Annotated in this window: 24 protein-coding genes and 1 pseudogene; 12 read left to right on the forward strand and 13 right to left on the reverse strand. The window is 56.8% G+C overall.

The annotated features are described in order from the left end of the window. Nucleotides 1-177: 177 nt before the first annotated feature. From lptB to ACR0L3_RS16225, 5 genes are read right to left on the reverse strand one after another with little or no spacing between them, the layout of a single operon-like run. A complete protein-coding gene (gene lptB / locus ACR0L3_RS16205; RefSeq protein ID WP_480746796.1) occupies nt 178-936 on the reverse strand; it encodes an LPS export ABC transporter ATP-binding protein in 759 nt (252 codons plus the stop codon). Further along, entirely contained in the window at nt 936-1,427 is a 492-nt protein-coding gene (locus ACR0L3_RS16210) for an LptA/OstA family protein (protein ID WP_480746797.1), read from the reverse strand. Before ACR0L3_RS16210 ends, lptB begins: the two co-directional genes overlap by 1 nt. A 3-nt stretch (nt 1,428-1,430) precedes the next feature. Then, the gene (gene lptC, locus ACR0L3_RS16215) at nt 1,431-2,030 is read right to left on the reverse strand and encodes an LPS export ABC transporter periplasmic protein LptC (RefSeq protein ID WP_480746798.1); all 600 of its coding nucleotides are present in this window, start codon (nt 2,028-2,030) and stop codon (nt 1,431-1,433) included. A 15-nt stretch (nt 2,031-2,045) separates the two neighbouring features. Continuing rightward, entirely contained in the window at nt 2,046-3,014 is a 969-nt protein-coding gene (locus tag ACR0L3_RS16220; protein ID WP_480746799.1) for a KpsF/GutQ family sugar-phosphate isomerase, read from the reverse strand. Next, a complete protein-coding gene (locus tag ACR0L3_RS16225) occupies nt 3,011-3,625 on the reverse strand; it encodes a ribonuclease D (protein WP_480746800.1) in 615 nt (204 codons plus the stop codon). The genes ACR0L3_RS16220 and ACR0L3_RS16225 overlap by 4 nt, the downstream gene beginning before the upstream one ends. A 198-nt stretch (nt 3,626-3,823) precedes the next feature. Here ACR0L3_RS16225 and ACR0L3_RS16230 point away from each other — a divergent pair, with 198 nt between their 5' ends. The 10 genes and pseudogenes from ACR0L3_RS16230 to ACR0L3_RS16275 all read left to right on the forward strand — a co-directional run bounded on the left by ACR0L3_RS16230 (nt 3,824) and on the right by ACR0L3_RS16275 (nt 14,429). Continuing rightward, nucleotides 3,824-5,053, forward strand: coding sequence for an MFS transporter (locus tag ACR0L3_RS16230; protein WP_480746801.1), 1,230 nt, complete (start codon nt 3,824-3,826; stop codon nt 5,051-5,053). Between the two features lie 36 nt (nt 5,054-5,089). Further along, nucleotides 5,090-5,518 (forward strand): Lrp/AsnC family transcriptional regulator, encoded by a 429-nt coding sequence (locus ACR0L3_RS16235; RefSeq protein ID WP_480746802.1) that lies wholly within the window; start codon nt 5,090-5,092, stop codon nt 5,516-5,518. A 73-nt stretch (nt 5,519-5,591) separates the two neighbouring features. Beyond that, nucleotides 5,592-6,287: a lytic transglycosylase domain-containing protein gene (locus ACR0L3_RS16240; RefSeq protein ID WP_480746803.1), complete on the forward strand. Its 696-nt coding sequence runs from the start codon at nt 5,592-5,594 to the stop codon at nt 6,285-6,287. A gap of 69 nt (nt 6,288-6,356) precedes the next feature. Continuing rightward, nucleotides 6,357-8,384, forward strand: a pseudogene (flhA, locus tag ACR0L3_RS16245) (flagellar biosynthesis protein FlhA). Continuing rightward, complete coding sequence (locus ACR0L3_RS16250; protein ID WP_480746804.1) at nt 8,381-8,962, forward strand: flagellar biosynthetic protein FliR; 582 nt, start codon at nt 8,381-8,383, stop codon at nt 8,960-8,962. The pseudogene flhA and the gene ACR0L3_RS16250 overlap by 4 nt, the downstream one beginning before the upstream one ends. A 76-nt stretch (nt 8,963-9,038) precedes the next feature. Next, nucleotides 9,039-9,449 (forward strand): OmpA/MotB family protein, encoded by a 411-nt coding sequence (locus tag ACR0L3_RS16255; protein ID WP_480746805.1) that lies wholly within the window; start codon nt 9,039-9,041, stop codon nt 9,447-9,449. Between the two features lie 98 nt (nt 9,450-9,547). After that, complete coding sequence (locus tag ACR0L3_RS16260) at nt 9,548-10,843, forward strand: flagellar hook protein FlgE (RefSeq protein WP_480746807.1); 1,296 nt, start codon at nt 9,548-9,550, stop codon at nt 10,841-10,843. A gap of 33 nt (nt 10,844-10,876) precedes the next feature. Beyond that, nucleotides 10,877-12,328, forward strand: a complete 1,452-nt coding sequence (gene flgK / locus ACR0L3_RS16265; RefSeq protein WP_480746808.1) for a flagellar hook-associated protein FlgK — start codon at nt 10,877-10,879, stop codon at nt 12,326-12,328. Continuing rightward, nucleotides 12,328-13,338: a flagellin gene (locus ACR0L3_RS16270; protein ID WP_480746809.1), complete on the forward strand. Its 1,011-nt coding sequence runs from the start codon at nt 12,328-12,330 to the stop codon at nt 13,336-13,338. The genes flgK and ACR0L3_RS16270 overlap by 1 nt, the downstream gene beginning before the upstream one ends. Further along, on the forward strand, nt 13,335-14,429 hold the full coding sequence (locus ACR0L3_RS16275) for a flagellar basal body P-ring protein FlgI (protein WP_480746810.1): 1,095 nt from the start codon (nt 13,335-13,337) through the stop codon (nt 14,427-14,429). Before ACR0L3_RS16270 ends, ACR0L3_RS16275 begins: the two co-directional genes overlap by 4 nt. 28 nt (nt 14,430-14,457) lie before the next feature. Here ACR0L3_RS16275 and ACR0L3_RS16280 read toward each other — a convergent pair whose 3' ends face one another. From ACR0L3_RS16280 to ACR0L3_RS16315, 8 genes are all read right to left on the reverse strand, one after another. Continuing rightward, a complete protein-coding gene (locus ACR0L3_RS16280; protein WP_480746811.1) occupies nt 14,458-15,102 on the reverse strand; it encodes a DUF1523 family protein in 645 nt (214 codons plus the stop codon). Nucleotides 15,103-15,112: 10 nt separating this feature from the next. Continuing rightward, nucleotides 15,113-15,379, reverse strand: coding sequence for a hypothetical protein (locus tag ACR0L3_RS16285; protein WP_480746812.1), 267 nt, complete (start codon nt 15,377-15,379; stop codon nt 15,113-15,115). 1 nt (nt 15,380) lies between these two features. After that, nucleotides 15,381-16,718: a DUF6638 family protein gene (locus ACR0L3_RS16290; RefSeq protein WP_480746813.1), complete on the reverse strand. Its 1,338-nt coding sequence runs from the start codon at nt 16,716-16,718 to the stop codon at nt 15,381-15,383. Further along, a complete protein-coding gene (locus tag ACR0L3_RS16295; protein WP_480746814.1) occupies nt 16,715-17,143 on the reverse strand; it encodes a hypothetical protein in 429 nt (142 codons plus the stop codon). Before ACR0L3_RS16295 ends, ACR0L3_RS16290 begins: the two co-directional genes overlap by 4 nt. Continuing rightward, nucleotides 17,140-17,592, reverse strand: coding sequence for a hypothetical protein (locus tag ACR0L3_RS16300; protein WP_480746815.1), 453 nt, complete (start codon nt 17,590-17,592; stop codon nt 17,140-17,142). Before ACR0L3_RS16300 ends, ACR0L3_RS16295 begins: the two co-directional genes overlap by 4 nt. Beyond that, nucleotides 17,585-19,522 (reverse strand): AAA family ATPase, encoded by a 1,938-nt coding sequence (locus ACR0L3_RS16305; protein ID WP_480746816.1) that lies wholly within the window; start codon nt 19,520-19,522, stop codon nt 17,585-17,587. Before ACR0L3_RS16305 ends, ACR0L3_RS16300 begins: the two co-directional genes overlap by 8 nt. Nucleotides 19,523-19,541: 19 nt before the next feature. After that, nucleotides 19,542-20,660, reverse strand: a complete 1,119-nt coding sequence (locus ACR0L3_RS16310; RefSeq protein ID WP_480746818.1) for a hypothetical protein — start codon at nt 20,658-20,660, stop codon at nt 19,542-19,544. Between the two features lie 298 nt (nt 20,661-20,958). Further along, the gene (locus ACR0L3_RS16315) at nt 20,959-22,038 is read right to left on the reverse strand and encodes a hypothetical protein (RefSeq protein ID WP_480746819.1); all 1,080 of its coding nucleotides are present in this window, start codon (nt 22,036-22,038) and stop codon (nt 20,959-20,961) included. Nucleotides 22,039-22,284: 246 nt separating this feature from the next. Here ACR0L3_RS16315 and ACR0L3_RS16320 point away from each other — a divergent pair, with 246 nt between their 5' ends. Beyond that, nucleotides 22,285-23,760, forward strand: a complete 1,476-nt coding sequence (locus ACR0L3_RS16320) for an NAD-dependent succinate-semialdehyde dehydrogenase (RefSeq protein ID WP_480746820.1) — start codon at nt 22,285-22,287, stop codon at nt 23,758-23,760. 128 nt (nt 23,761-23,888) lie between these two features. Further along, nucleotides 23,889-26,072 carry an esterase-like activity of phytase family protein gene (locus ACR0L3_RS16325; RefSeq protein ID WP_480746821.1) on the forward strand — a complete coding sequence of 728 codons (2,184 nt, stop codon included), beginning with the start codon at nt 23,889-23,891 and terminating at the stop codon, nt 26,070-26,072. Nucleotides 26,073-26,091 lie beyond the last annotated feature (19 nt).

The following is a 26,091-nucleotide window of genomic DNA, read 5'->3' on the forward strand; positions in this document are numbered from 1 at the left end:
GAGACATTTCCTGTGGTAGCCGAACCTTTCGCCCTTCGACGAAGGGGCATCGTGATCCAGACGGGAACCGAAGAAATGCCATAACCCAATTGAGGCAAGAGACGGCGGAAGAGTCAATCAAAACAGACATGTATATACGTGATTTCCGTCCCGCAATCGGCGCATTTCAGCGCAACCTCATGAAATCCGGAAGTTTTCACCCAGATAAACGCGGCGGACGTTTTCATTTTCAACCACTTCGTCCGGCGTGCCGGACATCAGAACCTGACCGTCATGAAGGATATAAGCACGGTCGACAATCTCGAGTGTTTCGCGCACGTTGTGGTCGGTGATCAGAACCCCAATGCCGCGCTTTTTTAGGTCGGCAACAAGATGGCGAATATCCCCCACACTTATTGGATCGACACCCGCAAACGGTTCATCCAAAAGCAAATATTTCGGGTCTGCTGCCAGACATCGTGCAATTTCAACTCGGCGGCGTTCGCCCCCGGAAAGGGCCAGCGCCGGTGCCCGGCGCAGATGTTCGATCGAGAAATCCGATAACAGTTCCTCTAGCCGTTCCTTGCGACGGTGAGCATGCTTTACCGTGATGTCCAACACTGACGCGATGTTGTCTTCAACGCTCATACCGCGAAAGATCGACATTTCTTGTGGCAGGTAGCCGATACCGAGCCTTGCACGGCGGTACATTGGCAGGGTCGTCACCGTCTGCCCATCAATCGTTACCGTACCCGCCTCGGGGAATACCAACCCGGCCACCGAATAGAAAGTGGTGGTCTTACCTGATCCGTTCGGCCCCAACAGCGCCACGACTTCGGACCGGTCGAGAGTCATCGAGACATCTCTGATCACGGTTTTCTTGCGATAGGATTTTCGCAGCTTCTCGATTCTAAGACCGGATTCGCCTTCAGCCACCGTCAGTGTGGGCCGCGCCATCAGTTGCCACCCTGCTGCAGGATGGTTTTGACGTTGCCGGTCATTGTTGCGGAACCGGTCGTCAGATTGGCGTTCATTTGGTCACCGCTGATGGTGCTGGGGCCTTGCGTCAGCAGGACATTGCCTTTCATCACGATCACGCCGCTATCGATCGTGTATTCTGCCCAGTCGCCCTGCGCTGCGTCAGGAGGGCTGATCAGAACCACGTCTTCGGTCGCCTCCATCCGTTCGATACCCGAGCGTTGCTCGTTGTAGACGACCAGGACCCGCTCAGCCGTCAGGCGCATCTCACCTTGAATGACGATCACATTGCCCAAGAATTCAGCTGACCCGTCCTCTTGGTTGACGTTCAGGGTTTCCGAAGTCACTTCAACCGGCTGCGTGGGGTCGGCTTTTACGGCGCCAAATGCAACCTGAGCCTCCTGCGCCGCAGCAGAAAAAGCACCCAAGTTTAAAACAAGGCAAACAGGAACAAATCTAAAGTCGAACACAGGTTATCTTTCTGCTTTTTCGGGTTCGTATATCAGCTTAACGCCGTCTGTAAAAATAATATGGACCGGCCCGTCGTTTTTTTCCGTGCCAAAAGTCATACCACCTGCAGAAAAATTGCCGATAATTCCGGTACCGTTGACTTGACCCGGCGCATCCCCACGAATTTCGTCAAGTGCAGTATTCAGCAGTTCGGTAGTGATTTCGATACCATCGGTCGACGTGATGACGACGTCGCCGACAAATGTGGCGGTGTTCTGGTCAGGGCGGATGGTACCGGTATTTGAGTCCAGCGTGATAATTCCGCCACCCAACAGTCCCAGCCGCCCTTGAAATTCGGCGGCAGTCGGAACCGACGCTTCACTGCCTTGCGTCGCGCGGATTGCTTCGATCTGAACCTCTTCGCCCTTTCGTGTGGTGCCTCGGTAATTTGGATTTGTCACAACTTGATCTGCCAGCCGTTCATCAATGTCTTTCTGGCTAAAGGGAACAGACACATTGGTTTCGATCGTGCGCGACAGCAGGAACACGGTGGACAGCATCAGAATGGCCACCAGCGGTAGCAAAACCTTTAGGAACTGTACCCTGCGTGAGTGTCCGTCCATCGCGCCGCCCTCCGCCTAGCCCAATCCGACACGCAGGCAGTCGTGGATGTGTATGATCCCTTGCGCCCGCCCATCGGATTCAGAATCCACGACAAACAAGCAAGTAATCTTCGGCTTTTGCATCGTCATCAACGCAACTGCGCCTTCAGCCAATTCGTCAGGGCCTATTGTTCGTGGATTGGTCGTCATAACATCTTTTGCGGCCTTGCTCAGCAGGCCATCCATGTTTCTGCGCAAATCCCCATCGGTCACGATGCCTACTAGGCGATCCTCTGAATCCGTCACGCCTACGACACCAAAACTTTTCTGGCTCATCACCAGCAGTGCCTCGCTCATGGGCGTATCAACGGACACCAGAGGAAGATCCTCATGCATAAGGTCGCGCACAGTGGAAAGCTGCGCCCCCAGCTTACCGCCAGGGTGGAAGGCCCGGAAATCCTCGGGTTTGAAATCGCGATACTTCATCAGCGCGATTGCCAGCGCGTCGCCCATTGCCAATGTCAGCGTGGTCGAAATTGAGGGCACCATGCCAAATCCACACGCCTCTCCCATGGATGGAATCAACAGATGCACATCGGCCTGCTTCATCAGCGTGCTTTCGGGTTTGCTGGACAGACCGATCAGCGGGATGCCAAAACGGCGGGTAAAGGCCAGCAGGTTGGCCAGTTCCGGCGCTTCGCCCGAGTTCGAAATCGCCATAACCACATCGCCCTTGGACACCATGCCCAGATCGCCGTGGCTGGCCTCGGCCGGATGCACGAAGTAGGCAGGCGTTCCGGTGCTCGCCAGCGTAGCGGCGATCTTGTGGCCAATATGGCCCGATTTACCGATGCCACTGATGATTATGCGACCCGGCGCCTGCAGGATCAGCTGCACCGCCTCGGCAAAGTCTTCATTCAGGCTTTCGGCAAGCACATCCAGCGCACGGGCTTCGTCGGTAACGACCTGGCGGGCTGTTCTCAGAAATGCTTCGGTATCGGTCATGAGTGCGCAAAAATATCCGTTTCAGGCCAACCGGCGAGATCAAGTTTCGCACGCATGGGCAGGAAGTCAAAACAAGCCTGCGCCATCTCGGTGCGGCCTTCGCGGGCCAGTCGCCCGTCCAACGCATCGCGTAACTGATGCAGGTACAGAACGTCCGAGGCTGCATATTCAAGCTGCGCGTCGGTCAGTGTTTCGGCACCCCAGTCGCTCATCTGTTGTTGCTTTGAGATATCGACGCCAATCAATTCCTGACACAGGTTCTTTAGCCCGTGCCGATCAGTATACGTGCGAACCAGGCGACTGGCGATCTTGGTGCAATAAACCGGTGCGGCCAATGCCCCAAAAGTGTGATACATCGCGGCGATGTCAAACCGACCAAAATGGAACAGCTTCAGCACATCGGAGTTTTCCAACATGGCGCACAGATTCGGAGCCTCGGTCTGACCATTTTCCACCTGTACGATATGGGTGTTGCCATCTCCGCCTGACATCTGGATCACGCACAAACGATCTCGATGCGGGTTCAGTCCCATTGTTTCGCAGTCGATGGCCACAACAGGGCCAAGGTCCAACCCGTCCGGCAGGTCGTTTTTATAGAGGTGGTTCGCCACGGGGGTCTTCCTTTATGCGATATCGACCCCGAGATAGGAGGTTTGGCCCGCAAACTCAACGCTATCAACGCAATGCGTCAAAGATGCGCAGATTTCTTGACCCGGAAACCATTGGCGGGAAAATGGTCTCGTGTGCCAAGCCGCGGCCGTCCGCGAACGCCGGGTCTGGCATGTATTGATTAAAGGATTGATCCGCCAATGCTGAGCGTCCTGAAAAATCGCGTGTATCGCCATCTACTTGCTGCACAGGTTGTGGCGCTGACCGGTACTGGCCTGGCGACGGTGGCGCTGGGTCTTCTGGCCTATGATATGGCAGGGGACGCCGCCGGTCTGGTGCTCGGCACTGCATTGACTATCAAGATGATAGCCTATGTCATCATCGCCCCGGTCGCTGCGGCTTTTGCCGAACGGCTCGACCGGCGCAGGATGCTGGTAACATTGGATTTGGTTCGCGCGCTGGTCGCTGTGTGTCTGCCTTTCGTGACCGAGATTTGGCAAATCTACGTTTTGATCTTCATGCTGCAATCGGCCTCTGCCGGTTTTACCCCGGCGTTTCAGGCCACGATTCCAGACGTGCTGACCGATGAGCACGATTATACCAAGGCTTTGTCCCTTTCCCGTCTCGCCTATGATTTGGAAAGCCTGATCAGTCCGATGGTGGCCGCCATGCTGCTGCTTATCGTCAGCTTTGACAGCCTGTTCTGGGGCACAGGTTTGGGATTTCTCGCCTCGGCCATGTTGGTGGTATCGGTCGCATTGCCGTCGCCAAAGCCGACCAAGCGCCGAGGAATTTATGACCGAACAACGCGCGGCATCCGCATCTACCTGAGTACACCGCGCCTGCGGGGGCTATTGGCCCTCACATGGACGGCGGCCGCGCTCAGCGCGATGGTCATCGTCAATACGGTTGTGATTGTGCGCGCTGATCTTGCTCTCTCGGAAAGTGCGGTCGCTGTCGCACTGGGCGGGTTTGGCGGCGGTTCGATGCTAGCCGCCTTTGCCCTGCCGCGCTTGCTGGACATTTATGAGGACCGCACCGTCATGCTGACCGGAGCGACCTTCGGGACATTCGTGATGGGTTTGTCTGCCGGTACTTTTGCGTATGCCTCTGTTTCGCTGGCTGGTCTCGCAGCGCTTTGGGCCTGTATCGGGTTCGGGTATTCAGCTACGCTGACTCCGTCTGGCCGGTTGTTGACCCGCTCAGCCCCGCCCGAGGATCGACCCGCGCTATTCGCTGCCCAATTTACCTTATCCCACGCTTGTTGGCTGGTGCTGTATCCGCTGACCGGCTGGATCATGACAATTACCGACCCGGCTACAACGTTGGGCTGGATGACGCTGGCCGCCATACCTGGGCTGCTGACTGCCACCCTGATCTGGCCGAAGGGTCAGAAAGCCGTTGCAAAAGAACGTGCTGACACGCCTTGAGCCCTTTGCCCTCTGTGCATTACACCTTGGAACACCATGGATCAGCTAGACCGTCGCATCATTGCCGCCCTTCAGCAAAACGCCCGCGAGTCGACCTCAAAAATCGCCGCGAAACTTGGCGTGGCCCGGACCACCGTGCACGAGCGGATTCGCCGAATGGAAGAGAGCGGATTGATCGCGGGATATTCGGTGGTGCTGAATAGCTCTGAGGACACTCCGCGCGTGCAGGTGGTTGTGTTGCTGGAAGTGCAGCAAAAGGAAACGACGCGCATCATCAAGCGGCTTGAGGCTTACCCCGAAGTGAAGCTCTGCCTTTCTATCAATGGTGAATTTGATCTGCTGTTGTCGGCTGAGGCCCCACGGATCGAGGATCTGGATATTCTGGTCGACGACCTCGCAAAAATACCCGGTGTGCTGCGCACCAATACCAGCGTTGTCTTCGGCCGCCGTATTGATCGAATATGAGTGGTCGATAACCGTCTGTAAACTCTAGCGCGCCTAGCTTGGCCGGGACTGATCAGAATCCCGGACCGGCAGAATGCCCAATCGTTTAATTTTTGGACTAAGTTTCCTTGCGCTGTGTGTGACACAACAGGGCTACGCTATGCCTGATGCTCGCGTATCTGGTATTTGCGACAGCACCGCCCGCCGCGCAGCCCTCTCTGAAGGTGTGCCGCTGAACGTGATGCGTGCGATTGCGCGGATCGAAACCGGGCGGCTGCGCGACGGACGACTGGAACCATGGCCCTGGACCATCAATGTCGAAGGGCAAGGATTTTGGTTCACCTCGGAATACGAGGCCAAATCTTACGTTTTCAACATCTTCAAAGCCGGAAAGCGCAGCTTTGATATCGGCTGCTTCCAAATCAATTACCGGTGGCACGGCAGGGCCTTCCGCTCTATCGACGCAATGTTCGACCCAGATGAAAACGCCGCCTATGCCGCACGTTTCCTGAAAGACCTATACGCCGAACTTGGCTCATGGCCCGCCGCGGTGGGCGCTTATCATTCAAGAACCCCCTCGCTGGCCGATGCCTATTCCAGCAGGTTTCAAACAGTTTTGTCACAGCTGGATCAGGCCCTGCCCTCCTCTTCAGAACGTGTGGCACGTGATCCGTTTACCACCGCTGCGACCCCTCTGATCCCGATTCACGTGCCGCAATCGGGTTCTGGAATGCTGGGATCACTGGTCCCGCCCTCGGTGTCCACTTCGGCGTTTATCCCATTCAACTAGGAGGATCGCGTGCCCAAGATCGACGTCCGCTCTCTGTTCTCGCCCACCGTGCTTCTGGCGCTGGCGCTGATGACGGTCATCGTGATGATGATCCTGCCGATGCCTGCATGGGTGCTGGATGTGGGATTGGCAGCGTCTTTTGCACTGGCGATCCTAATCTTTACGCTGACGCTGTTTATCGAACGGCCGCTGGATTTCTCATCTTTTCCAACGATCCTGCTCGCCTCGCTGATGCTGCGTTTGTCGCTTAACGTATCTTCGACCAAGCTTATCATCGGTGAGGGTCATACCGGCCCGAATGCGGCCGGGGACGTGATCGAAGGCTTTGCCGATTTCGTCATGGGCGGCAGTATCTTTCTAGGCCTCGTAGTCTTCGGAGTTCTGCTGATCGTGAACTTTATGGTCATCACAAAAGGTGCCGCGCGAATGGCCGAGGTCGGTGCGCGCTTTGCATTGGACGGTATGCCCGGCAAACAATTGGCCATCGACAGCGACATGTCCGCCGGCGCCATTGATCACCAGCAAGCAAAAGAGCGGCGCGAGCGAGAACAGCAGGAGACAACGTTCTTCGGGTCGCTCGATGGCGCGTCCAAATTCGTCAAAGGTGATGCGGTTGCAGGGTTGCTGATTACGCTGCTGAATCTTGTGATGGGTCTGATCATGGGCGTGATCGTTCACGGGATGCCCATTTCCTCTGCGTTCGAAACGTATGCCATCCTGACTGTGGGGGACGGTTTGGTTTCGCAAATCCCCGCTGTGATCATCTCGATCGCGTCCGCCCTGCTGCTGGCCCGTGGCGGCACCCAGGGGGCAACCGACAATGCAATCTTCTCGCAACTCGGTCGGCATCCAGCGGCACTGGGGACGGTTGCGATCTTGATGGTGCTGTTCGCGCTGGTGCCCGGCTTGCCGTTCCTACCGTTCATTCTGGGTGCCGGCGTTCTGGGCTTTGCGGCCTATAATGTGCGCCGCAAACTGATTGCGCAGGAGGATGAGGCCCTCAGCCCAAAGTCGCAAGAAGATACCCCTGTGTCGCAAGCAATCGGCGACATTCTAGACCTGGACGATGTACATCTGGAGTTTGCTCCTGATCTGGTCAGCATGGTCCTGAATCCCGGCACCGGATTGGACGCGCGAATTTCCAATATGCGAACCTAAGTGGCTTCAAGCTTTGGCTTGATCCTGCCTGAAATCCGCCTGACCGACCGCGCCGACCTGCCGATGGGCACCTATGTTGTCAAGGTGCAAGGCGTCGAACAGGCGCGCGGCGTTTTGAACCCCGATCTGGTACTGGCGCTGGTGCAGGACGACCGCGAATTGCTGCCAGAAGGCAGCGACGTGACCGAACCCGTCTATGGCGCCCCTGCACGCTGGATTCTACCCAAAGATCAGGAGGCGGCGGCGCTTAGCGGGGCCACTATCGTTTCTCCGCCCGAAATATTGGCTACGCATTTGTTAGAGATCATCAAGCAAAACTTCTCACGCCTGCTGACGCTGAAGTCCCTCCGCCGTCTTTTGTCCGAAATGACCCGCCTGAGCGATCCGGTCCGGGCCGAAGCCAACCGCAAACTGCTGGACGAATTGATCCCCGATAAGGTTCCAATCGACACGTTGCATGCGGTGTTACGGCTACTGTTGGACGAAAGGGTATCGATCCGCAACATGGCCCTGATCTTGGAAAGTGTGGCCGAGGCGCGCCTGACCACCACCCAACCCGAGGGCATCTGCGAATTGGTCCGGCAGAGATTAGGTTTCCAATTGGTGGCCGAGTTGAAGCGCGAAGACGGTTCGATACCTCTGATCCAGCTGGCACCGGAATGGGAGGATACTTTCGCCACCTACCAGATCGACACGCCTACCTCGGGTTTGGACGTCGCTCTGCCACCGAACCTGTTCAACAAATTGGCGGACGGTGTTGTTAAAAGCGTTGGACAATCCACCGATCACGGGCTGTTTCCTGCGGTAGTGACCTCGACCAGGCGGCGGCGGTTGTTGCGCACCATCATGCACGCCCGTGGTGTAACCAACCCGGTGCTGTCCTTTGAGGAAATTGGGCTTGAGGCGCGTCCGGCGCTGGTCGGAACGGTGACTGCGTGATTACGCTACCGCCAGAACTCTTACCCCAGTTGGGAGAAGGCCTCTGGCATCTTTTCACTGTTTTCCTGCGGGTTTCGGCCATGGTCTCGCTGCTGCCAGCCTTTGGTGAGCGTAGTATTCCGACAAGGGTTAAATTCGGGATTGCCGCGGCCTTTACTCTGATTGTTGCGCCAGCGGCTCCTGCGCCTATTGATCAGTCGGACTTGCCAACAATGGTCGGCTTGGTTTTTACCGAAGTGCTAGTTGGGATGGCTCTGGGCCTGTCGCTGCGGTTATTCGTGCTGGCGCTGCAAACAGCGGGATCAATTGCCGCTCAGGCGACCTCGTTATCCCAAATCCTAGGCCCAGCAGCGGCAGATCCTGTCCCGGCTATGGGGTATTTGCTAACGTTGGCCGGCCTAACTTTGGCCGTGTTGCTTGGGTTGCATATCAGAGTCGCAGAGTTCCTTATTCAAAGCTACTCATTGTTCCCTATGGCCAGGCTCCCGATAGCTCCGGCCTTGTCACAGTGGGGCGTGCAGCAAATCGCACACAGCTTTCGTTTGGCCTTCGCTCTAGCCATGGTCAATCGGGGTTAATCCCGATGGTAGCAAGGAACTATCCAAAGATTTTTCCACGCTGGAAGCGCAGCTTTTGGGCCGCACCGGGGAAAGCATGGTGTCAGACAAGGTGCTGAAACACATCGTCACGCGCGTCACCGACGAGGGGTTGGTGGTCGAATTGTTCGATACCAAGGAGCAGTCTTTGTTCGAAGCAGATACGGATGAACCGACGCCCATGATGCGGGCACTGGCACTGTTGGTGGCACGCTCATCGGATTTGGTGACGAACCAAGTCTCGGTCGAAGGCCATGTCCGTGCGTCTCCTGTCGTATTGGCGCGCGACCCATCTTGGGATTTGTCGACATCACGTGCTCAGGTGGTGCGGCGATTGCTTGAAGATAAGGGTTTTACGGCGTCACGGCTGGATCGCGTAACCGGTCATGCGGATCGGGAATTGTTCGACAAAAACCCGATGGCCGTGCGTAACAACAGGATCGAAATCATCTTTCTGCGCGACACCTGAAAATCACAGGATAGGCGGCATTTTATCTGTTAGCCCGCTGTTAAGAGGCAGTGCGCTAGCTGTTGCATCAACGATTGACGCAACAGAAGGGCGTGCCAATGACGATTTCCTCCTCGCTAAATGCCGGTGTGGCTTCATTGAAGGCCAACGCCAACAGGTTGGCTACGATTTCAGACAACATCGCGAATTCATCAACCTTTGGCTATAAGCGAGTCGAAACGGATTTTCATTCGATGGTCACGTCAGGCCAAGGCGGCAGTTACTCGGCGGGCGGGGTCAGAACGTCCAGTCAGCGCCTGATTGGTCAGCGCGGGTCGCTGGTAACTACAAACAATTCGACCGATCTAGCCGTTCGTGGCCGAGGTATGTTGCCCGTGCGCCCGAGCTCACAGATTGCGGGTGGCTCGAATGAGATGCTGTTGACCACGACCGGCTCGTTCCACACCAATGACGAAGGGTATCTGGTGACTGAATCTGGCCTTGTTCTGCTAGGTTGGCGCGCTAATCCGGACGGTTCAATCCCTGCTGTGCCCCGTGATACGCCAGCAGCATTGGAACCCGTACAGCTTAGCGTGAATCAACTGTCCGGCTCCCCAACCACTCAGATGAATCTGCGCATGAATCTACCAGCTACGGCCACAGATGCCGGGGCACCGGGCGACACACAGCCGCTGTCAGTTGAGTATTTTGACAACCTAGGCAAATCCGAAAGCATTGATATCGAATTGGTGCCTACCGTCCCTGCAACAGGAACCAGCAATGAATGGACCATGGTGCTGCGCGATTCAGCGTCGGGCGGCGCGGTCATCGGCGAATACACATTGACCTTCACCGACAGCCGCACAGCCGGCGGCACTCTGGCAAGCGTCACGCCTGTGTCTGGCGGGGCGTATGATCCGACCACCGGCAGCGTCGTCGTCAGTGTCGCAGGCGGCCCAATGGAGATCAATATCGGCCAGATCGGCGACCCGGACGGCGTCACGCAACTGTCGGACACATTCGCACCAGTGTCGATTACACGCGACGGCTCGGCTGTGGGCACGATGACCAGTGTCCAGGTCGATGAAAATGGTTACGTCTATGCGTTTTATGATACCGGCGTCAGCCGCCGCATGTTCCAGATCCCACTGGCGGATGTACCCAATCCCAACGGCCTGACCGCACTGGACAGTCAGACCTACGCGCCGTCGCGCGACAGCGGCACCTTCTTTCTGTGGAACGCCGGGGAGGGCCCGACAGGTGATCTCGTCTCCTTCGCACGTGAAGAATCGACCGCCGATATCGCAACCGAGCTGACCTCACTCATCCAGACCCAGCGGGCGTATTCGTCAAGCGCCACGGTGATTCAAACCGTGGACGAAATGCTGCAGGAAACAACCAATCTCAAGCGCTGATTTAGCTCTTGATCCGGAAAGGGGAGCTGCTTCATGAATTTGTCGACAGCATTCAATAACGCCGTAAGCGGGCTGACGGCATCCAGCCGTGGTACCTCGGTAGTGTCGGACAATATCGCCAATGCGTTGACACCGGGCTATGCCCGCAGGTCGTTGGAACTGACCACGAATGTTCTCTCTGGGACCGGTGTGCGCACGGTCGGAGTTGTTCGCAACCACGATCCGGTCCTCACCGCCAATCGCCGCACCACCGATGCAGAATTGGCATATCAAACCGTGCTGTCCAACTTTCACGCAGGGGTGGAAGGTGTCGTTGGCACAGTGGATGACCCTGCATCCGTTGCCAATCGTCTGGCTGAGTTCGACAGCAGCCTGATTACCGCGGCCAGTTTGCCAGACTCATCCGAACGGCTGGATCAGGTCGCCCGCACAGGCCGCGATCTGACCAACAGCATCAACAATGCGTCTGAAGGGGTGCGGCAGCTGCGCTCTGATGCGGATCGCACGATTGGCAAACTGGTCGACGGCCTGAACCAAACCTTAAAAGATATCGAAGCGCTGAACGCCAAAATCCCACAGGTCAAACATTCGGGTGGCGACGTTGGTGCCCTGCTAGACCAGCGTCAGGTGCTGATCGACCAAGTAAATTCGGTGATACCGGTAAATGCGGTACCGCGCGCAGACGATCAGGTGTCCCTGTATTCCGATGGTGGCTTGATCCTGTTGGAGGGAACCGCGGCCGAGTTCTCGTTTACCACAACCGGCGAAACCAAGCCCCACATGACCGTAGGCAACGGCCTACTGTCGGGGTTGGAGATGAATGGCAACCCGGTGCGCACCAGCGGTAACACGGCTCAGATACGCGGTGGTGCGTTGGCGGCGCAGTTCGAGATTCGCGATGACTTGGCGGTTGAGGCGCAAGCTGATTTGGATTCAGTCGCCCGCGATCTGATCGAACGGTTCGAAACGCCGGGTTTGGACCCCACTGCGCTACCGACGGACCCGGGGCTATTCACCGATGCTGGCAACCGTTTCGATGCGACAGCACCCGAGGGATTGGCCTTGCGGCTTAGCTTGAACATGATTGTGGACCCCGACAATGACGGCGACAGTTGGAAGTTGCGCGATGGGCTTGGCGCGGCTACGCCGGGCTCTCGGGGCGATGCGACACAATTGCAGGCATTCGGAGCTGTTTTGAACGAATCGCGCCCCATCGCAGGATCGCCCTTTAGCACTGGCGACATGCGCTCCTCTGACCTGACCGAAGCGTTGATGTCCAAAACGGGGTCCAATGCCCACACCGCCAGTGAACGATTAACCTTTGCAAATAATGCGCAGCTAGAAATGGCCCGGATAGAGGCAGAACAAGGTGTGGACACCGATCAGGAACTGCAAAACCTTATGGAGATTGAGCAGGCCTACGCCGCAAATGCTCGAGTCATCTCGGTAATTGATGAATTGATGGAAACCTTGTTGAGGCTGTGATGATGAATTTGACGTCAATCGGTGATCTGGCGCGGGGGATGGCATTGCAGGTCCGCTCGACCGAACTCAGAAACCGGATTGAAACCCTGTCCTACGAGATGTCCACCGGCCAAGTTAAGGATGTTTCTGGGCGACTGGATGGCGATTATTCGTACATTTTGGATTTGGATCGTAGCCTGTCGCGCCTGAGCGCCTACAAAGTGTCGACCGCCGAGGCTGAGTTGTTCACAGACGCCATGCAGCTGAGTTTGACGACGGTGAATGACTCGGTAACTGAGGTCACCTCATCCCTGCTGGCATTTGGCACATCGAACCAGGCGGTCAGTCACGAAAACGCCTCGGTGCAGGCTCGGAATGAGCTGGACACGATCATGTCCGCATTGAATACGCGCGTGGGCGGGCGAAGCCTTTTTTCCGGCCTAGCCACGGATGTTTCACCCCTACCTTCGAGCGACACGCTGTTGACCGCGCTTGAGGCGGAACTGACTGGCTACGTTACTGTGACAGATATCCGGCTGGCGTCAGAAAACTGGTTCAATGATCCCGCCGGGTTTGATGCTCTGATCTATCAAGGCTCGGATACTTCATTAGCACCGATGCAAATATCCGAGAATGAAAGCGTCAAGATACCAATCAAGGCAACGGACCCAGCTCTCAAAACTGCGATACGCGATATAGCGATTGCCGCATTGGCATCCGATGATGCGCTGAACCTGCCAAGGGACCAACGCACAGGTCTTTTCAAGCAGCTGGGTGATGATCTGGCCAACACCCAGAACGATATAGTGAATCTGCGGGCGCAGGTCGGCTCGGTACAGGCGCGGATCGAACAGGCCGCGACGCGCAACAGCGCGGCGCAGACCAGCCTGGAATACAGCCGGAACGAGCTGGTCGCCGCAGACCCTTATGAAACCGCCGCCCAAATGCAGACCGTCCAATTCCAATTGGAAAGCTTGTACTCCGTCACCGTCCGCAACGCGAACTTGTCGCTGGTGAATTTCCTGAGATGAGAATTCTTGCCTTCTTATTGATGCTGTTGCCCAGCATCGCTTCTGCCGGGGCGATCCGCCTGAAAGATCTGGTGGATTTCGATGGGGTCCGAGGCAATGATCTCGTGGGTTATGGCTTGGTCGTCGGGTTGAATGGTACCGGTGATGGATTGCGCAACGCGCCCTTCACCGAAGAAATCATGTCGAACATCCTGGAACGGCTGGGCGTCAATGTGAACGGTGAAGATTTTCGCCCTAAAAATGTGGCGGCCGTTTTGGTGACAGCCAGCCTGCCGCCCTTTGCCCGGGTCGGCGGTCAGATCGACGTCACGGTTTCGGCAATTGGCGACTCAAAAAGTCTACTAGGTGGAACTTTGATAATGACGCCCCTAAATGCGGCTGACGGTCAGATTTACGCAGTTGCGCAAGGTACGGTTCTGGCAGGGGGTGCCGTGGCCGAAGGCGATGCCGCTTCGGTCGTGCAGGGCGTGCCGACATCTGGTGTGATCCCCTCGGGCGCGCGTGTTGAGCGTGAGATCGACTTTGACCTTTCGACATTGACGCAAATGCGCCTGGCATTGCGAGAGCCGGATTTTACCACGGCCAGCCGCATAGAGACCGCGATCAATACAGAATTCAACCGAGCGGTAGCAATCATGCGTGATTCCGGAACGGTAGAGTTGAACATTGCGGCGACCCAGTCGGTATCAACTGCGCATGCATTGGGCCGGATTGAAAACATTCTGGTCGAGCCTGAAACCAAGGCCCGCGTGGTCGTTGATCAACGCTCGGGCACCATCGTCATGGGACAAGAGGTTCGGATCTCGCGCGTGGCGGTGTCACAGGGCAATTTGACCCTGACGGTCGAGGAAGCACCTATAGCGGTCCAGCCCAATCCATTTGCCCGCGGTGAGACGGTGGTCGTCCCCCGCACCATCGCCGGGATCGAAGAAGATGAAGGCGCCGGGCTGGCGGAAATCCCCGAGGCTACCACCCTGTCCGAGGTGGTGGCCGGGCTGAATGCGCTTGGCGTATCACCACGTGACATGATCGACATCCTCAAAACGATCAAAGCGGCCGGCGCGCTGCATGCTGAGTTTGTAGTTCGGTAACCAAGCCTCAAAGCGATGACTGAAGGGGTTATTTAGACTTCCAACTGTCCAACCAGCGACGAAATCCGTGACGTTTTTCTTCGATTGCATCGCCTGCCGCATAGAATCCATCTTCGACGTTTTCCAGCATAGGGTCGATCTTTGCCTGACGGAACCTGCGCCAGCGCACCCATATCGCCCAGACAATTGCGAAAAACACAGTCAGGAAAATGATGTTGAACCAAGGGATAATACGAACATCCGGCCCATCCACGTGCTTGATAAACACTGCATTTGGGAAAATCGACATGAACTCATTGCGCCAGCCATAGTGGGTCACAACAACCCAATCCGGATCATCCTTGTCCGAGATCGCATCGTTGGCCTCGGTATACAGGTTTGCGGTGTCGAACTTGAAATACGGCGGCCATCCCCAACTGGTGTCTTCATTCCGATAAACGATTGGTTTGCCATTGGCCCGCACGGCCTGAATGAACTGCACATCACGGTTCGAAAGGCTGGTCGACTGATCATCAGGTTCGGACCAGAAAATGCGGGTCCAGTCGTTCAGGTCCTGACGCTCTTCATAGGTGTTCACGATGCGCACAACGTCATGCTGCGGCAGCGAGTATTGCAGGATCACGGCAATCGTGCCCCAAAAGATGATAATGAACGCCCATTTCACATAGGCCATGCCGTAACCCTCACATGTAGTTCACGATATAAATCAGCGCGCCAATCGCAACCCAAGGGACAATATAGACCCCCAGGATCAGTTTGCGCCGGAACGAATTGTCATACACATGCAACCCGCGATCGACAAAGGCTTGTTTGTTGCCGGTTTTACCCTTTTCGTCCCACCAGTCCTCAAGTTTCCGACGCCGCACACCACGCGAATAGAGCGACAGGGCGAAATACGCGACGGTCTGGATCACCAGCAAGACCAGAAAAAGGCGCAACGCTCCGAACATATTAACCCTTCCTCAACGCACCCCAAGGCCCGACGCGCGCGATGATTTCGTCGCTGACCCGGTCTTGGCCGCTCATATCCGGTTCGTGACCGAACAGCGCGGCGCGGGCGCCTGCCTTGTCCACCTGATACTCGCGTTCCAGAAAGTCGGCAACATAGGCTTTTTTGGCCTCGGGCCAGGCGGCATAGGTAATATAAAACAATTCCTTGTGGCAGATGAACATCTGGCGCGGGTCCAGCGGGGCCAGCTCGGTCAGCAACATATTTACCAGATCGCGATGCGGTGTGTCGGCTGCGCGCAGAGTGTAGAAATAAGCCGGATGATCCGAGGTTATGCGTGGCCATGGCCCGCCATCGCTCGCCCAGCGCAGCAGTTGAGCGAGGCCATGAAACGCCTCGGGCAGACGGTCAGCATGGTTCCGGGCCAGACGCCGCATGTCTCTCCGGTCCAACCCGGTCAGGTCAACGCCCGCGTCTGCGGCGGCATGGACAGTCAGAAAATCCATCTTTTGCTGAAGAACGGCGGCAGAGTTCACGCCCCGCGCCTCGATGATTGTTTCGACGAGATTGTTGTCATTGAGAAATGCCGCAATCTGGTGCCTCTGCGTAGGATCAAACACGCGGTCAATGGGCAGATCATCGGGTCGGTCGCCCATGCAAATCGTTGCCGGATAGTCCAGATCAGGGAACAGGTAGAGCCCGCCGAAATGCGCCGTCCAGAAATTGCGCTGTTCAAAAGCCGTGTGGCGCAGGTGGACCGGGTTGCGGGTAACGTCGCCGGTTTCCTTGGCTGTTTCGATCATCTCGGCGATCAGTACATCGTCGAACCAAGCGTCTTCTTCGGTTTTGAACTGCTCTACCATGCCCGCAAGTTGTTCAGCCTTGCGCAAAGTGCCGCCAACCGTGTCGGCCTCAATCTCGATCTTGCGCAGGTTCAGCAAGTCGCGCGGGGTGGTGAGTTTGAAGACCGAGTTCACCAGCTCTCCGGCCACCGCGTCGGTGGCGGTCAGGGCGAACAGCTGCGCCTCGTTCATCTCGATGAATTCACGCAGGATATCGCGCGAGGTTGAGAATTTGACGTTCAACAAAGGCGCGCGTTTCTGCTCGGTCGTCAGCAGGATGAACTGCCGGTTGACCCCGTTGGGGTTGAGGTAGAGCTCGTCCTCCAGCTCAATCCCCACCTCCGGCGAATAACCCGAGATATCAACATGGAAATCCGTCAGCGCCGTGGTCTTGCCCGCCAGATGCTGCAGCGCGCGGTTGTACCGCTCGACCAGAGCCGGGCTGGAGATGTGGACGAGGTTGCCGAACATCAGGCCTTTTTCGATGAGGCGGATCAATTTTTTCTGTTCCTTCGAGTGGAGCCTATACTACTCACATCAACCATATTTTGGCGTTGACGGCGTATTCGCCTTGCCGTTTCCCTACCCGCTGCATCCATCGGAAAAAGATCAGAACGGAAATAATAGCCTATGCAGCAGATTGATGCTGACAGGATTGGGCCAATCAACAGAACCCATGGGAAAACCAAGACTACAGACACAAACCCTGTGAAAAGAAATATCGCCCCAGCGCCAAATCGGCCAACTGAAAGTAAAAAATAAACCTCAATTGCGACGCTCGGAACAAGCGCCATACCTACAAGCGGCGCACAAAGAAGTGTGATAACAAGAGGCACTTTTCCTTCGGCCGCGAACCAACCCGTGAAGAAGCTGGCCATTGTGGCAGTCAGAAAATAGCTTCCTGCAACGAGCACGTCGCTCATAGCTCTTCCCCCTCCGAATACCGCCGCTTGGCCTCCTCTATCCGGCTTTTCTGTGCAATTAATCGGCTTTCCAACTCTCGCCGGGAGTCAATGCCTTCAGCTGCCGCGCGTCGCCCCAAAGCGTGGTTCAATAGGCACACTGCAACACTCGAAACTACGAGGAGCAGTAGGAACTTGGCCCCGCCTTCAGAACCTGTAGAAAGAAGAAGGAGCCAGCCCCACAAACTCAGAACGGTCGGAACGCTACCGAACCCTTCCGAAAGTATTGATGAAAGAATGACCGGCCCAATGGGTACCACAACGAATACAAGTACCAAACTTACGAGTACCGCTCCCATTCCGGTATGCTCGTCTCTCTTCAAACGGAGTTTTCCAGCGTGCCAACCCACGACCGCCGAAATAGCGACGCTTAAGGAATAATACGCAACAAGCGGCAGAAGATCATCCATTTCTCTTCCCCTCCAAATACCGCCGCTTGGCCTCTTCCATCCTGTCCATCTCTCGAACCGCGTTCTCGATGGCGACCTCGTCGCTCTTGTCGGCATAGCGGAACTCGCTGTCGGCGTAGCGGTTGATCTCTTGCATCACCATGTCCACCGTGATCGGCTGGCGCAGGTCCTCGATCATGGCTTTCTTTGTGTCGTAGTCGCGGAACAGGAACAAGTCGGGGTTCTCCATCCATTCGTCGGGCAGTTCAAAATCCATCGCGCGGACTTTGACCGCATCGGTGATGTTCTTGATCGCGCGGCCAGTGAACCGCTCGTCCGCCTGCTGGATCGCCTTGAGGTAGGTGCCCAGCTTGGCGATGGTGTCCATCTGGCCGATATCGCCGGACACCCGGTCATAGACCTGCAGCAAAGCGTCCTCATGCGGGCGGGAATGGCTTTCGAAGCTGGCGGCGACGGCTTTCTTGATTTCCTGCGCGGCATAGGCGTCGTGTTCGCCCAGCGGGATGTCGTGGTTGCGGCCCATCAGCAGGTGCAGGATGTCGATGTAATCCTCGCGCGTTTGCGGCCCGTCCACCAGGAACCGCGCACCAGCGCGTTGGCGCAGGGCGTCGTCCACGTTCTCGGGATAGTTCGAGAACATGCCAAAGGTGCAGTTGCCGCGCACGACAGTATTGGCGCCCGCAAAGCTTTCCATCAGCACAGCTGTGATTTCCAGTTGCCCAGCGCTGGACTGCCGGTCGCCGCGTTTGCCCGCCAGCTGGTCGATATCGTCGATGGTGCCGAAGCCGATAACCAAGGGGTCGACGATCGTGTTGATAAACGCCTTGGCGTTCTGGCCGGATTTGCCCTGATAACTGTCGATGTTGTCGGTGCTCAGGTTCTGATAGCGGAACGGATAGCCCGCGTTCTGGCAATAGTCGTTGATCAACCCGGCCATCATCTGGATCAGGGTGGTCTTGCCGGTGCCCGGTTTACCGTCGCCCATGAAGGTGAAGATGAACCCGCCCAGCTCGGCAAATGGGTTCAGGCGGCGGTCAAAGTCATAAGCCATTAGCATCTTGGCCAGCTTCATCGCCTGATACTTGGCGATATGGTTGCCGACCACCTCGTTCGGTTTCTTGAACGTCATGGTCAGGGTAGTGGATTTGGCCTTCGATGCCGGTTCGAAGCCACGGATGGTCAGATCGTCGGCCTCGATATGCCAAGCGGCGTTCTGGAACGGGGCCAGATGGCCTGCGGATTGGGCGCGCAGGGCGACCTTGTCCATCAGTTGCTCGGCATAGGCGCTGGTGGCCGCGATTAGGTGAGCGTCGTCGGGCGCATGCTTGGCCAGCGTCTGGTCCAATTCCCAAAGCGCACCGTGCAGAGCGAGTTGGCCATTGTCGGTCAGAACCTCTTCGATCTCGCCGATATCAACAGTGGTCTCGCCCAGATGCGAGGACATCAGATAGGCCAGTGCGTTGCCGAAAATGTGGGAGGTAATCAGCGCTTCAGCCGTCAGCAATTCCGAGAATTCGGTCTTGCGGGCGGCGGGCAGATCACCCGCAAGGTTCGCACGTTTCAGATCGGCCAACGGGGTCTGCTCGGCATAGGCTTCGGCCACGGCTAGAGCTATAGCAATGGCACGGCGAATGGCCTGCTGCGTGGTCGCCTGTGGCGGCGAGACCAACGCATCGCCATCGTCCGACGCCTCGATCCGCTCGACCAGATGCACCCCATCTGCCCGCGCTGTGCGGCGCGTAACCAACCCCGGCGTGGTAGAGCGAAATCGCCGCCCTGTCGACACGCCTGACGAGCGTTCAACGGTAGCTTCGACAGCCTTAGCAATCCGTGGCGCATGTTCGAACCCGTTCAACAAGGCGGTCGCGGCCGGATAGTGCTTGCGAATGTCGTCTTCGCGCAATTCCATCTGATCTGACATCAAACTCATTTCAAAATCGCCTTTGCTTTTAATACCTCAAAACCTGCCCCGACTTGCTGACGACGAACTTGCGCACATCAGCAAATCCCGGCGGGTTACGCTCGGCCAGTACCTGGAATGGACGCTGGGGCAAGATGATCGACCGCTGCGTTCGCGTCGCCCCGGTTTCGGCCCCTTGCCCGCCGAACGGGTCGAGGGCAAAGACCTCTCGTTCCACGGTCGAAAACCATCCGGCGCGTTCTTCGATGACCTCTTCGCTTTCCAGTTCCTCTGTGGTCCATGCCAGTGCCCAGTCCTGCCCCTCTGGCGCTTGTGCATCCTCCAGCACCTGCCGCAGCGGACCGGATTGCTCAGTATAGGCCGAGGAATACATCGGCCCCACATGGATGCGGCGCATGTGTTTGGGATGCAGGTCGTCAAAGTCCTGATCGAAGCCTTTGGCAATGGTCACCAGTTTCAACCCGCCCAGCGCCTGCGCCATCAGATGCGCCTGCACCTCGGGCCAGCGGCGTTGGTCTTTGGGCAGGGCGGTTTTGCCGCTGTCCTCCAACTGCATCAGATAGATGACCGGCAGGTTGATCTGGCTGTCATAGACCGCCCAGTGGATCATGAACTTGCGCCGCTCGCCTTCGTTCCCGATCCAGTGGCATTCGGGATCATTGCGCGCCCAAAACAGCTGCCCCTTCAGCAATTCCTCATAATAGAGCCTTTGAGACAGCGCGAATTGCAGCTTGGTGGGGATTTCCTGATCTCCGATGATAGTGCGAACCATGTCGGTTTTCAGATCGTCTTCCGAGGGCATATTCGCCAGATGCACCTGCGCCTGTTGCGCGTCATTGGCCATGGTCAGCAGCTCGGCCGCCACCGGAAACCCGCTGTCGCGCTTGTCCATGGCAAGGCTGCCAAAAAACCGCCCTGTATCGCGCCCGACCAACAGGTATTTCATTGACAGCGCGCGGAAGGTGTAGAGCAGCCCCGAGAGGTAGCGCGACACGATCCGCACCTCTTGCTTGCTGATCGCGCCTTCGGCCTCCATCGTAGCGGCCACGCGCAGGAGGTGGACGGTGATCACCTCGAATTTGCGGAAATAGCGGCGTGAGGCGAAGGTGTCGGTCAGGCCGACATGGTCTTGGGTGGGGTCGTTCATTTTCTTCTAGATCCAAAGTCTTGGATACCAAACAATTCCCTTATGGATCGGGGCCAACTTGCTGTCATTCCGTCCAAGAGTTTAAGAATGGAAACAAACACCCAAACCATTACAAACCAAGTCTGTACAAACAGATACGCGAAACCAATAGTCCATATCGCTGCTGGAATGTACCAAAGGTACTGGGCAGAACCTTCAAGCTGGAATGCTGAAATGTCCTTCGCCAAATACGCAAAGTAAAGCGACAAGACTAATGCTGCCAAAACTCCGAAGTATTTGATTACGGGGCTTCTGTGCATCACCCACCATACAAATTCTTATCATGCTTCTCGACAATCGAGGCAAAACGGCGGGCAAAGCGCTCATCCGCTTTGGCCTTTTTCTCCAGCACGTCACGGGCAAAGACCATGTGGTCCTCATGCGCCTCTAGCATGTCGGCCATTTTCTGATTGGTCGCGGTGCCGATGGCGGCCATGGCTGTTTGCGCCTCTTGGTCGGTCTGCACGCCGATCTCGTTGATGCGGTGGGCCACGTCCTGCTGCTGCGCGGTTTTCAGAGATTTGGTCAGGGCGTCATACAGCACCACGCGCTGTTGCGTGTCTGTCTGCAGCTTGTTGATCAGAACCATCTGCGTCGCCGCCTGGTTCTGGAGTGAATCGACCCAGGTCTTACCCTTTTCGATGTACCGCTCCAGCGTTTGTGACTTGGCGAGCTTGACCTGCTCTTCCTGAACCTTGGCGTTGTATTGCTTGTTCAGCTCAGCCAGTTCGGTTTCCAGCTGGGTGCGCGCGGCGGCGTCCTGTTCGACGCTGATCTTGTTTTCCAACGTGATGATGGTTGGATCCATACCCTGAATCTCGACCCGCAGCGATTCCAGCTCAGCCACGGTGGCCTCACGATCGTCCAGCGTGGCAGTTAGGTTGTTTTCAACCTTGACACGCTGCTCCTCCAGTACCGACAGCTGCCCTTCCAGCAGCTTAACGATCACGTCCGACTTGGCGATCAGGTCCTGCAGCTTGTCGTCGATATTGGCGGTGCGCATCCGCTCTTGCCGCATCGATTCCGATTTACCTTTCGCGAAGATGCCGACAAAGCTCTCCCACCCGGTTTTCGAGCGCATCTCGTCGAAATCTTTGGAAAACGCATTGGTGACGTCGTCCAGGCCCATGATCAGCTCGGCGATATTGGCATTCATAACCTCTGTATGGGCGTGCACATCCTCAAGCGTGGCGTTTTCAATGTCGATATCCGCCTCGGCAGTGCCGATCTTGGCGCGGGCGGCGTCGATCCGCGAAGTCAGGCTTTCGATCTGCGATTGGCTTTCACGCACTTTCGCCTGAGTTTCTTCGATCAAGGCGTCAAATTGATGGTTCGACATCTCTGCTATCCCTTTTATCTTTAATTACCTGATAGATAGGGAATGTTACGATGATTTACATCCCCTTAGGTCCAAAATTCATGCAGACTTTGGCAAACTCAGTCTGAAAAAGATAGGCGCGAAATACCAACATGATCCCTGAGTTTTTGATCAAATCTGGATTGATCCGACCACCATTGTGGACATAGACATACCAGACCCCACCTGATTGGGTGCGTTGAACCAATTCCTGCCGGAGGCTAACCCATGCTGGACGCGACAACCGACCTGAAATCCCTTTTGAAAAATCCCGACCTTCTGGTGACCAAAGCCTATATCGGCGGTCAGTGGGTGGACGGCGACAACGGCACCATTGCTGTGACCAATCCGGCGCGTGGCGATATGGTGGCCGAAGTTGCCGATGTCAGCCGTGCTCAGGTGGCCGGAGCGATTGCTCAGGCTGAGGCTGCCCAAAAAGAATGGGCCAAACTGACCGGAAAAGAACGCGCTGCGATCCTACGGCGTTGGTTCGAACTGATGATGGAAAACGCCGAAGATCTGGGTAAAATCTTGACGGCTGAGCAAGGTAAGCCGCTGGCCGAGGCCGTAGGTGAAATCGCCTATGGCGCGTCCTTCATCGAATTTTTTGGCGAAGAGGCCAAGCGCGTCTATGGCGAGACGATCCCGGGCCATCAGCGTGACAAACGTATTACGGTTCTAAAACAGCCTATCGGTGTTGCAGCCTCGATCACGCCTTGGAACTTTCCCAACGCAATGATCACCCGCAAGGCGGGCCCGGCGCTGGCCGCAGGTTGCGCATTTGTCGCCCGCCCGGCGTCGGAAACCCCGCTGTCGGCGCTGGTTCTGGCACTGCTTGCGGAACAGGCCGGTATACCTGCCGGCGTGTTTAACGTGGTCCCCTCGTCTCAGGCCAGCGAGATCGGCAAGGAGTTTTGCGAGAACCCCGGTGTACGCAAGCTGACCTTCACCGGTTCGACCGAAGTAGGGCGCATCCTGCTGCGGCAGGCCGCCGATCAAGTAATGAAATGCTCGATGGAGTTGGGTGGCAACGCACCGTTCATCGTATTTGACGATGCCGATCTGGACGCAGCTGTCGAAGGCGCGATGATGTGCAAATTCCGCAACAACGGCCAGACCTGCGTCTGCGCTAACCGCATCTACGTGCAGGCTGGGGTATATGACGAGTTCGCCGCCAAACTTAAGGCAGCGACCGAAGCACTACAGGTCGGCGATGGCCTGACCCAAGGCACCACAACCGGTCCGCTGATCAGTGATGAGGCGGTGGACAAAGTGCGCGAACACATCGCCGATGCCACAGAAAAAGGCGGTGTCATCCTGACCGGTGGTCTGCCCCATGATCTGGGTGGCACCTTTTTCCAGCCCACCATCGTGACCGGCGTAACGCAACAGATGAAGGTCGCACAGGAAGAAACCTTTGGCCCCCTGGCACCACTGTTCAAGTTCGAGGATGAGGACGATGTAATAGCCATGGCCAATGACACGATCTTCGGTCTGGCCTCGTACTTTTATGCCAAGGACCTGAGCCGCGTATACAAAGTAGCCGAGGCGCTGGAATATGGCATCGTCGGAGTGAACACAGGCATCATCTCGACCGAACTGGGCCCGTTCGGTGGCGTAAAGCAATCAGGTTTGGGTCGTGAAGGCAGTCATCATGGCATGGAAGACTATCTTGAGATGAAATACATCTGCATGTCAGTCTAATTTAAAGCGGCTTCGGTGCAGCGCGCCGGAGCCGATTGGTTTGTCATAAAACTGCAAACAAACCGTCACATCACTGCAATGACCTGCGGTCATTCCCTTTTCATCCAATCAAGAGGGGATACCAACCGATGTCATTGCGCTTTGTCTGCCTGACATCTGCCCTGGCTCTGACCGCTGGTCAGGCCACGGCAGAGATGAATTTCAATCGAATTGCTTCGTTCCCGGTCGTCAAAAACATGGCCGAAGGAGCTGATACCAACCGTGAGACCTCGCCCGAGATCATCGCGGCGACAGCGGATGGAATGACGCTGGTCTACACCGACAGCCCACTGGGCGTGATCGGCATGGTTGATATCACTGATCCCGCGAACCCGGCACCGTTGGGAGCAATGGATGTGGGTGGTGAGCCGACATCCGTAGGCATTGTGGGCGCGACGGCCTTTGTTGGCGTGAACACCTCTGAAAGTTATACCGCCCCCTCGGGCAAGTTGATCTCAGTTGATATCGCGGGCAAGGCAGAAACTGGTGCCTGTGACCTGGGCGGTCAGCCCGACAGCGTCGCCATTGCCCCCGATGGCAGCTTTGTCGCCATCGCAATCGAGAACGAGCGTGACGAAGACCTGAACGACGGTGTGATCCCGCAACTGCCTGCCGGATCGCTGGCACTGGTGCCGCTGAAAGACGGTGCGCTGGATTGTTCCGGAATGAAGATGGCCTCGCTAACCGGACTGGCCGAAGTTGCCCCGACCGACCCCGAGCCAGAATTCGTGGACATCAATAGGTTGGGCGAAACTGTCGTCACCTTGCAGGAAAACAACCACATCGCGGTTGTCGACAAGGACGGCAACGTGATCAGCCACTTCTCTGCCGGTGCCGTTGATCTGGAAGGCATCGACGCCACGGACGAACGCGGCGCGCTAATCTTTACTGAAAGCCAGTCCGGACGCCTGCGCGAGCCGGACGCCGTGAAATGGATCGACGACAACCACTTCGCCACCGCCAACGAAGGTGACTACGAAGGCGGATCGCGCGGCTGGACGATCTTCCACAAGGATGGGACCGTTGTTTACGAAAACGGCACCGAGTTCGAGAAAGCGATCATCCAGATTGGTCACTATCCGGACAAACGTTCGGACGCCAAAGGTGTTGAGCCAGAAAGCGTGACTGCGGCCACCTTTGGCGGCACGCCAATGATCTTTGTAGGGGCCGAGCGTGCCTCGATCGTGGGTGTCTATGATGCCACCGATCCAGCGAACCCGGTTCTGAAACAACTGCTGCCTTCGGGCGTTGGCCCGGAAGGTTATGTTGCAATCCCCGAGCGCAACCTGCTGATCTCGGCCAACGAGGCAGACCTGATCGAAGATGGTGGCCCTCGTGCGCATGTCAGCATCTTCGAATATCAGGACGCACCTGTGGCCTATCCGCACCTAACCTCGGCAGGGGCCGATGAACTGATCGGTTGGGGTGCATTGTCTGGCCTGGTGGCTGACGACGACGGCATGATCTATGCGGTCAATGACAGCTTCTACGGCTTTCAGCCTTCAATTTTCAAGATCGACCCCAGCCAACAGCCTGCCCGCATTGTCGACGTGATACGCATCCACCGCGCCAACGGCCAGCCGGCGCAGAAGCTGGATCTGGAAGGCATCACGCTGGACGATGAGGGTGGTTTCTACGTCGCCTCGGAAGGACGCACCGACCGCGTAATCCCGCACGCGATCTATCGCGTCAGTGCGGATGGTCTGATCAAGGGCGGCGCGGGCGAGATCGGTCTGCCGCCGGAGCTGATGGCTGTTGAACAACGTTTTGGGTTTGAGGGCATCACCAAGGTCGGCGACACGCTTTGGATGGCTGTCCAGCGAGAATGGAAAGACGATCCGGAGAACCACGTTAAACTGGTAGCCTATAACCTGGACAGCGGCGAATGGGGTGCAGTTCACTATCCCAAGGCGCAACCGGACACCGGCTGGGTTGGGCTGTCTGAGATCGTGGCTTTTGGTGATCATGTCTATGTCATCGAGCGCGACAACCAGCACGATCACCGTGCTGTGACCAAGAAAGTTTATCGCATCCCGCTGTCCGAAATGACCCCGGCCCCGCTGGGTGGCACACTTCCTGTGGTCAGCAAGGAAGAGGTCCGCGACCTGCTGCCGGACCTGACATCGACTGGTGGCTATGTTCTGGATAAAATCGAAGGACTGGCCATCCTGCCCTCGGGCGAGGCTTTTGTGATGACCGACAATGACGGCGTCGACGATGCATCGGGCGAGACAATGTTTTGGTCGATCGGGTCGGTGACGGCTGGGAATTGATCGAACTGTTAGGAAAGAC

Source organism: Ruegeria sp. CK1 (genome assembly GCF_056536545.1).

Coding starts and splice junctions, on each gene's coding strand:
- ACR0L3_RS16235 (WP_480746802.1), top strand. CDS start 5,090: ATGGATCAGCTAGACCGTCGCATCATTGCCGCCCTTCAGCAAAACGCC.
- lptC (WP_480746798.1), bottom strand. CDS start 2,030: ATGGACGGACACTCACGCAGGGTACAGTTCCTAAAGGTTTTGCTACCG.
- ACR0L3_RS16285 (WP_480746812.1), bottom strand. CDS start 15,379: ATGTTCGGAGCGTTGCGCCTTTTTCTGGTCTTGCTGGTGATCCAGACC.
- flgK (WP_480746808.1), top strand. CDS start 10,877: ATGAATTTGTCGACAGCATTCAATAACGCCGTAAGCGGGCTGACGGCA.
- ACR0L3_RS16315 (WP_480746819.1), bottom strand. CDS start 22,038: ATGTCGAACCATCAATTTGACGCCTTGATCGAAGAAACTCAGGCGAAA.
- ACR0L3_RS16320 (WP_480746820.1), top strand. CDS start 22,285: ATGCTGGACGCGACAACCGACCTGAAATCCCTTTTGAAAAATCCCGAC.
- ACR0L3_RS16260 (WP_480746807.1), top strand. CDS start 9,548: ATGACGATTTCCTCCTCGCTAAATGCCGGTGTGGCTTCATTGAAGGCC.
- ACR0L3_RS16300 (WP_480746815.1), bottom strand. CDS start 17,592: ATGGATGATCTTCTGCCGCTTGTTGCGTATTATTCCTTAAGCGTCGCT.
- ACR0L3_RS16255 (WP_480746805.1), top strand. CDS start 9,039: ATGGTGTCAGACAAGGTGCTGAAACACATCGTCACGCGCGTCACCGAC.
- lptB (WP_480746796.1), bottom strand. CDS start 936: ATGGCGCGGCCCACACTGACGGTGGCTGAAGGCGAATCCGGTCTTAGA.
- ACR0L3_RS16220 (WP_480746799.1), bottom strand. CDS start 3,014: ATGACCGATACCGAAGCATTTCTGAGAACAGCCCGCCAGGTCGTTACC.
- ACR0L3_RS16275 (WP_480746810.1), top strand. CDS start 13,335: ATGAGAATTCTTGCCTTCTTATTGATGCTGTTGCCCAGCATCGCTTCT.
- ACR0L3_RS16240 (WP_480746803.1), top strand. CDS start 5,592: ATGCCCAATCGTTTAATTTTTGGACTAAGTTTCCTTGCGCTGTGTGTG.
- ACR0L3_RS16280 (WP_480746811.1), bottom strand. CDS start 15,102: ATGGCCTATGTGAAATGGGCGTTCATTATCATCTTTTGGGGCACGATT.
- ACR0L3_RS16270 (WP_480746809.1), top strand. CDS start 12,328: ATGATGAATTTGACGTCAATCGGTGATCTGGCGCGGGGGATGGCATTG.
- ACR0L3_RS16310 (WP_480746818.1), bottom strand. CDS start 20,660: ATGAACGACCCCACCCAAGACCATGTCGGCCTGACCGACACCTTCGCC.
- ACR0L3_RS16325 (WP_480746821.1), top strand. CDS start 23,889: ATGTCATTGCGCTTTGTCTGCCTGACATCTGCCCTGGCTCTGACCGCT.
- ACR0L3_RS16305 (WP_480746816.1), bottom strand. CDS start 19,522: ATGAGTTTGATGTCAGATCAGATGGAATTGCGCGAAGACGACATTCGC.
- ACR0L3_RS16230 (WP_480746801.1), top strand. CDS start 3,824: ATGCTGAGCGTCCTGAAAAATCGCGTGTATCGCCATCTACTTGCTGCA.
- ACR0L3_RS16295 (WP_480746814.1), bottom strand. CDS start 17,143: ATGAGCGACGTGCTCGTTGCAGGAAGCTATTTTCTGACTGCCACAATG.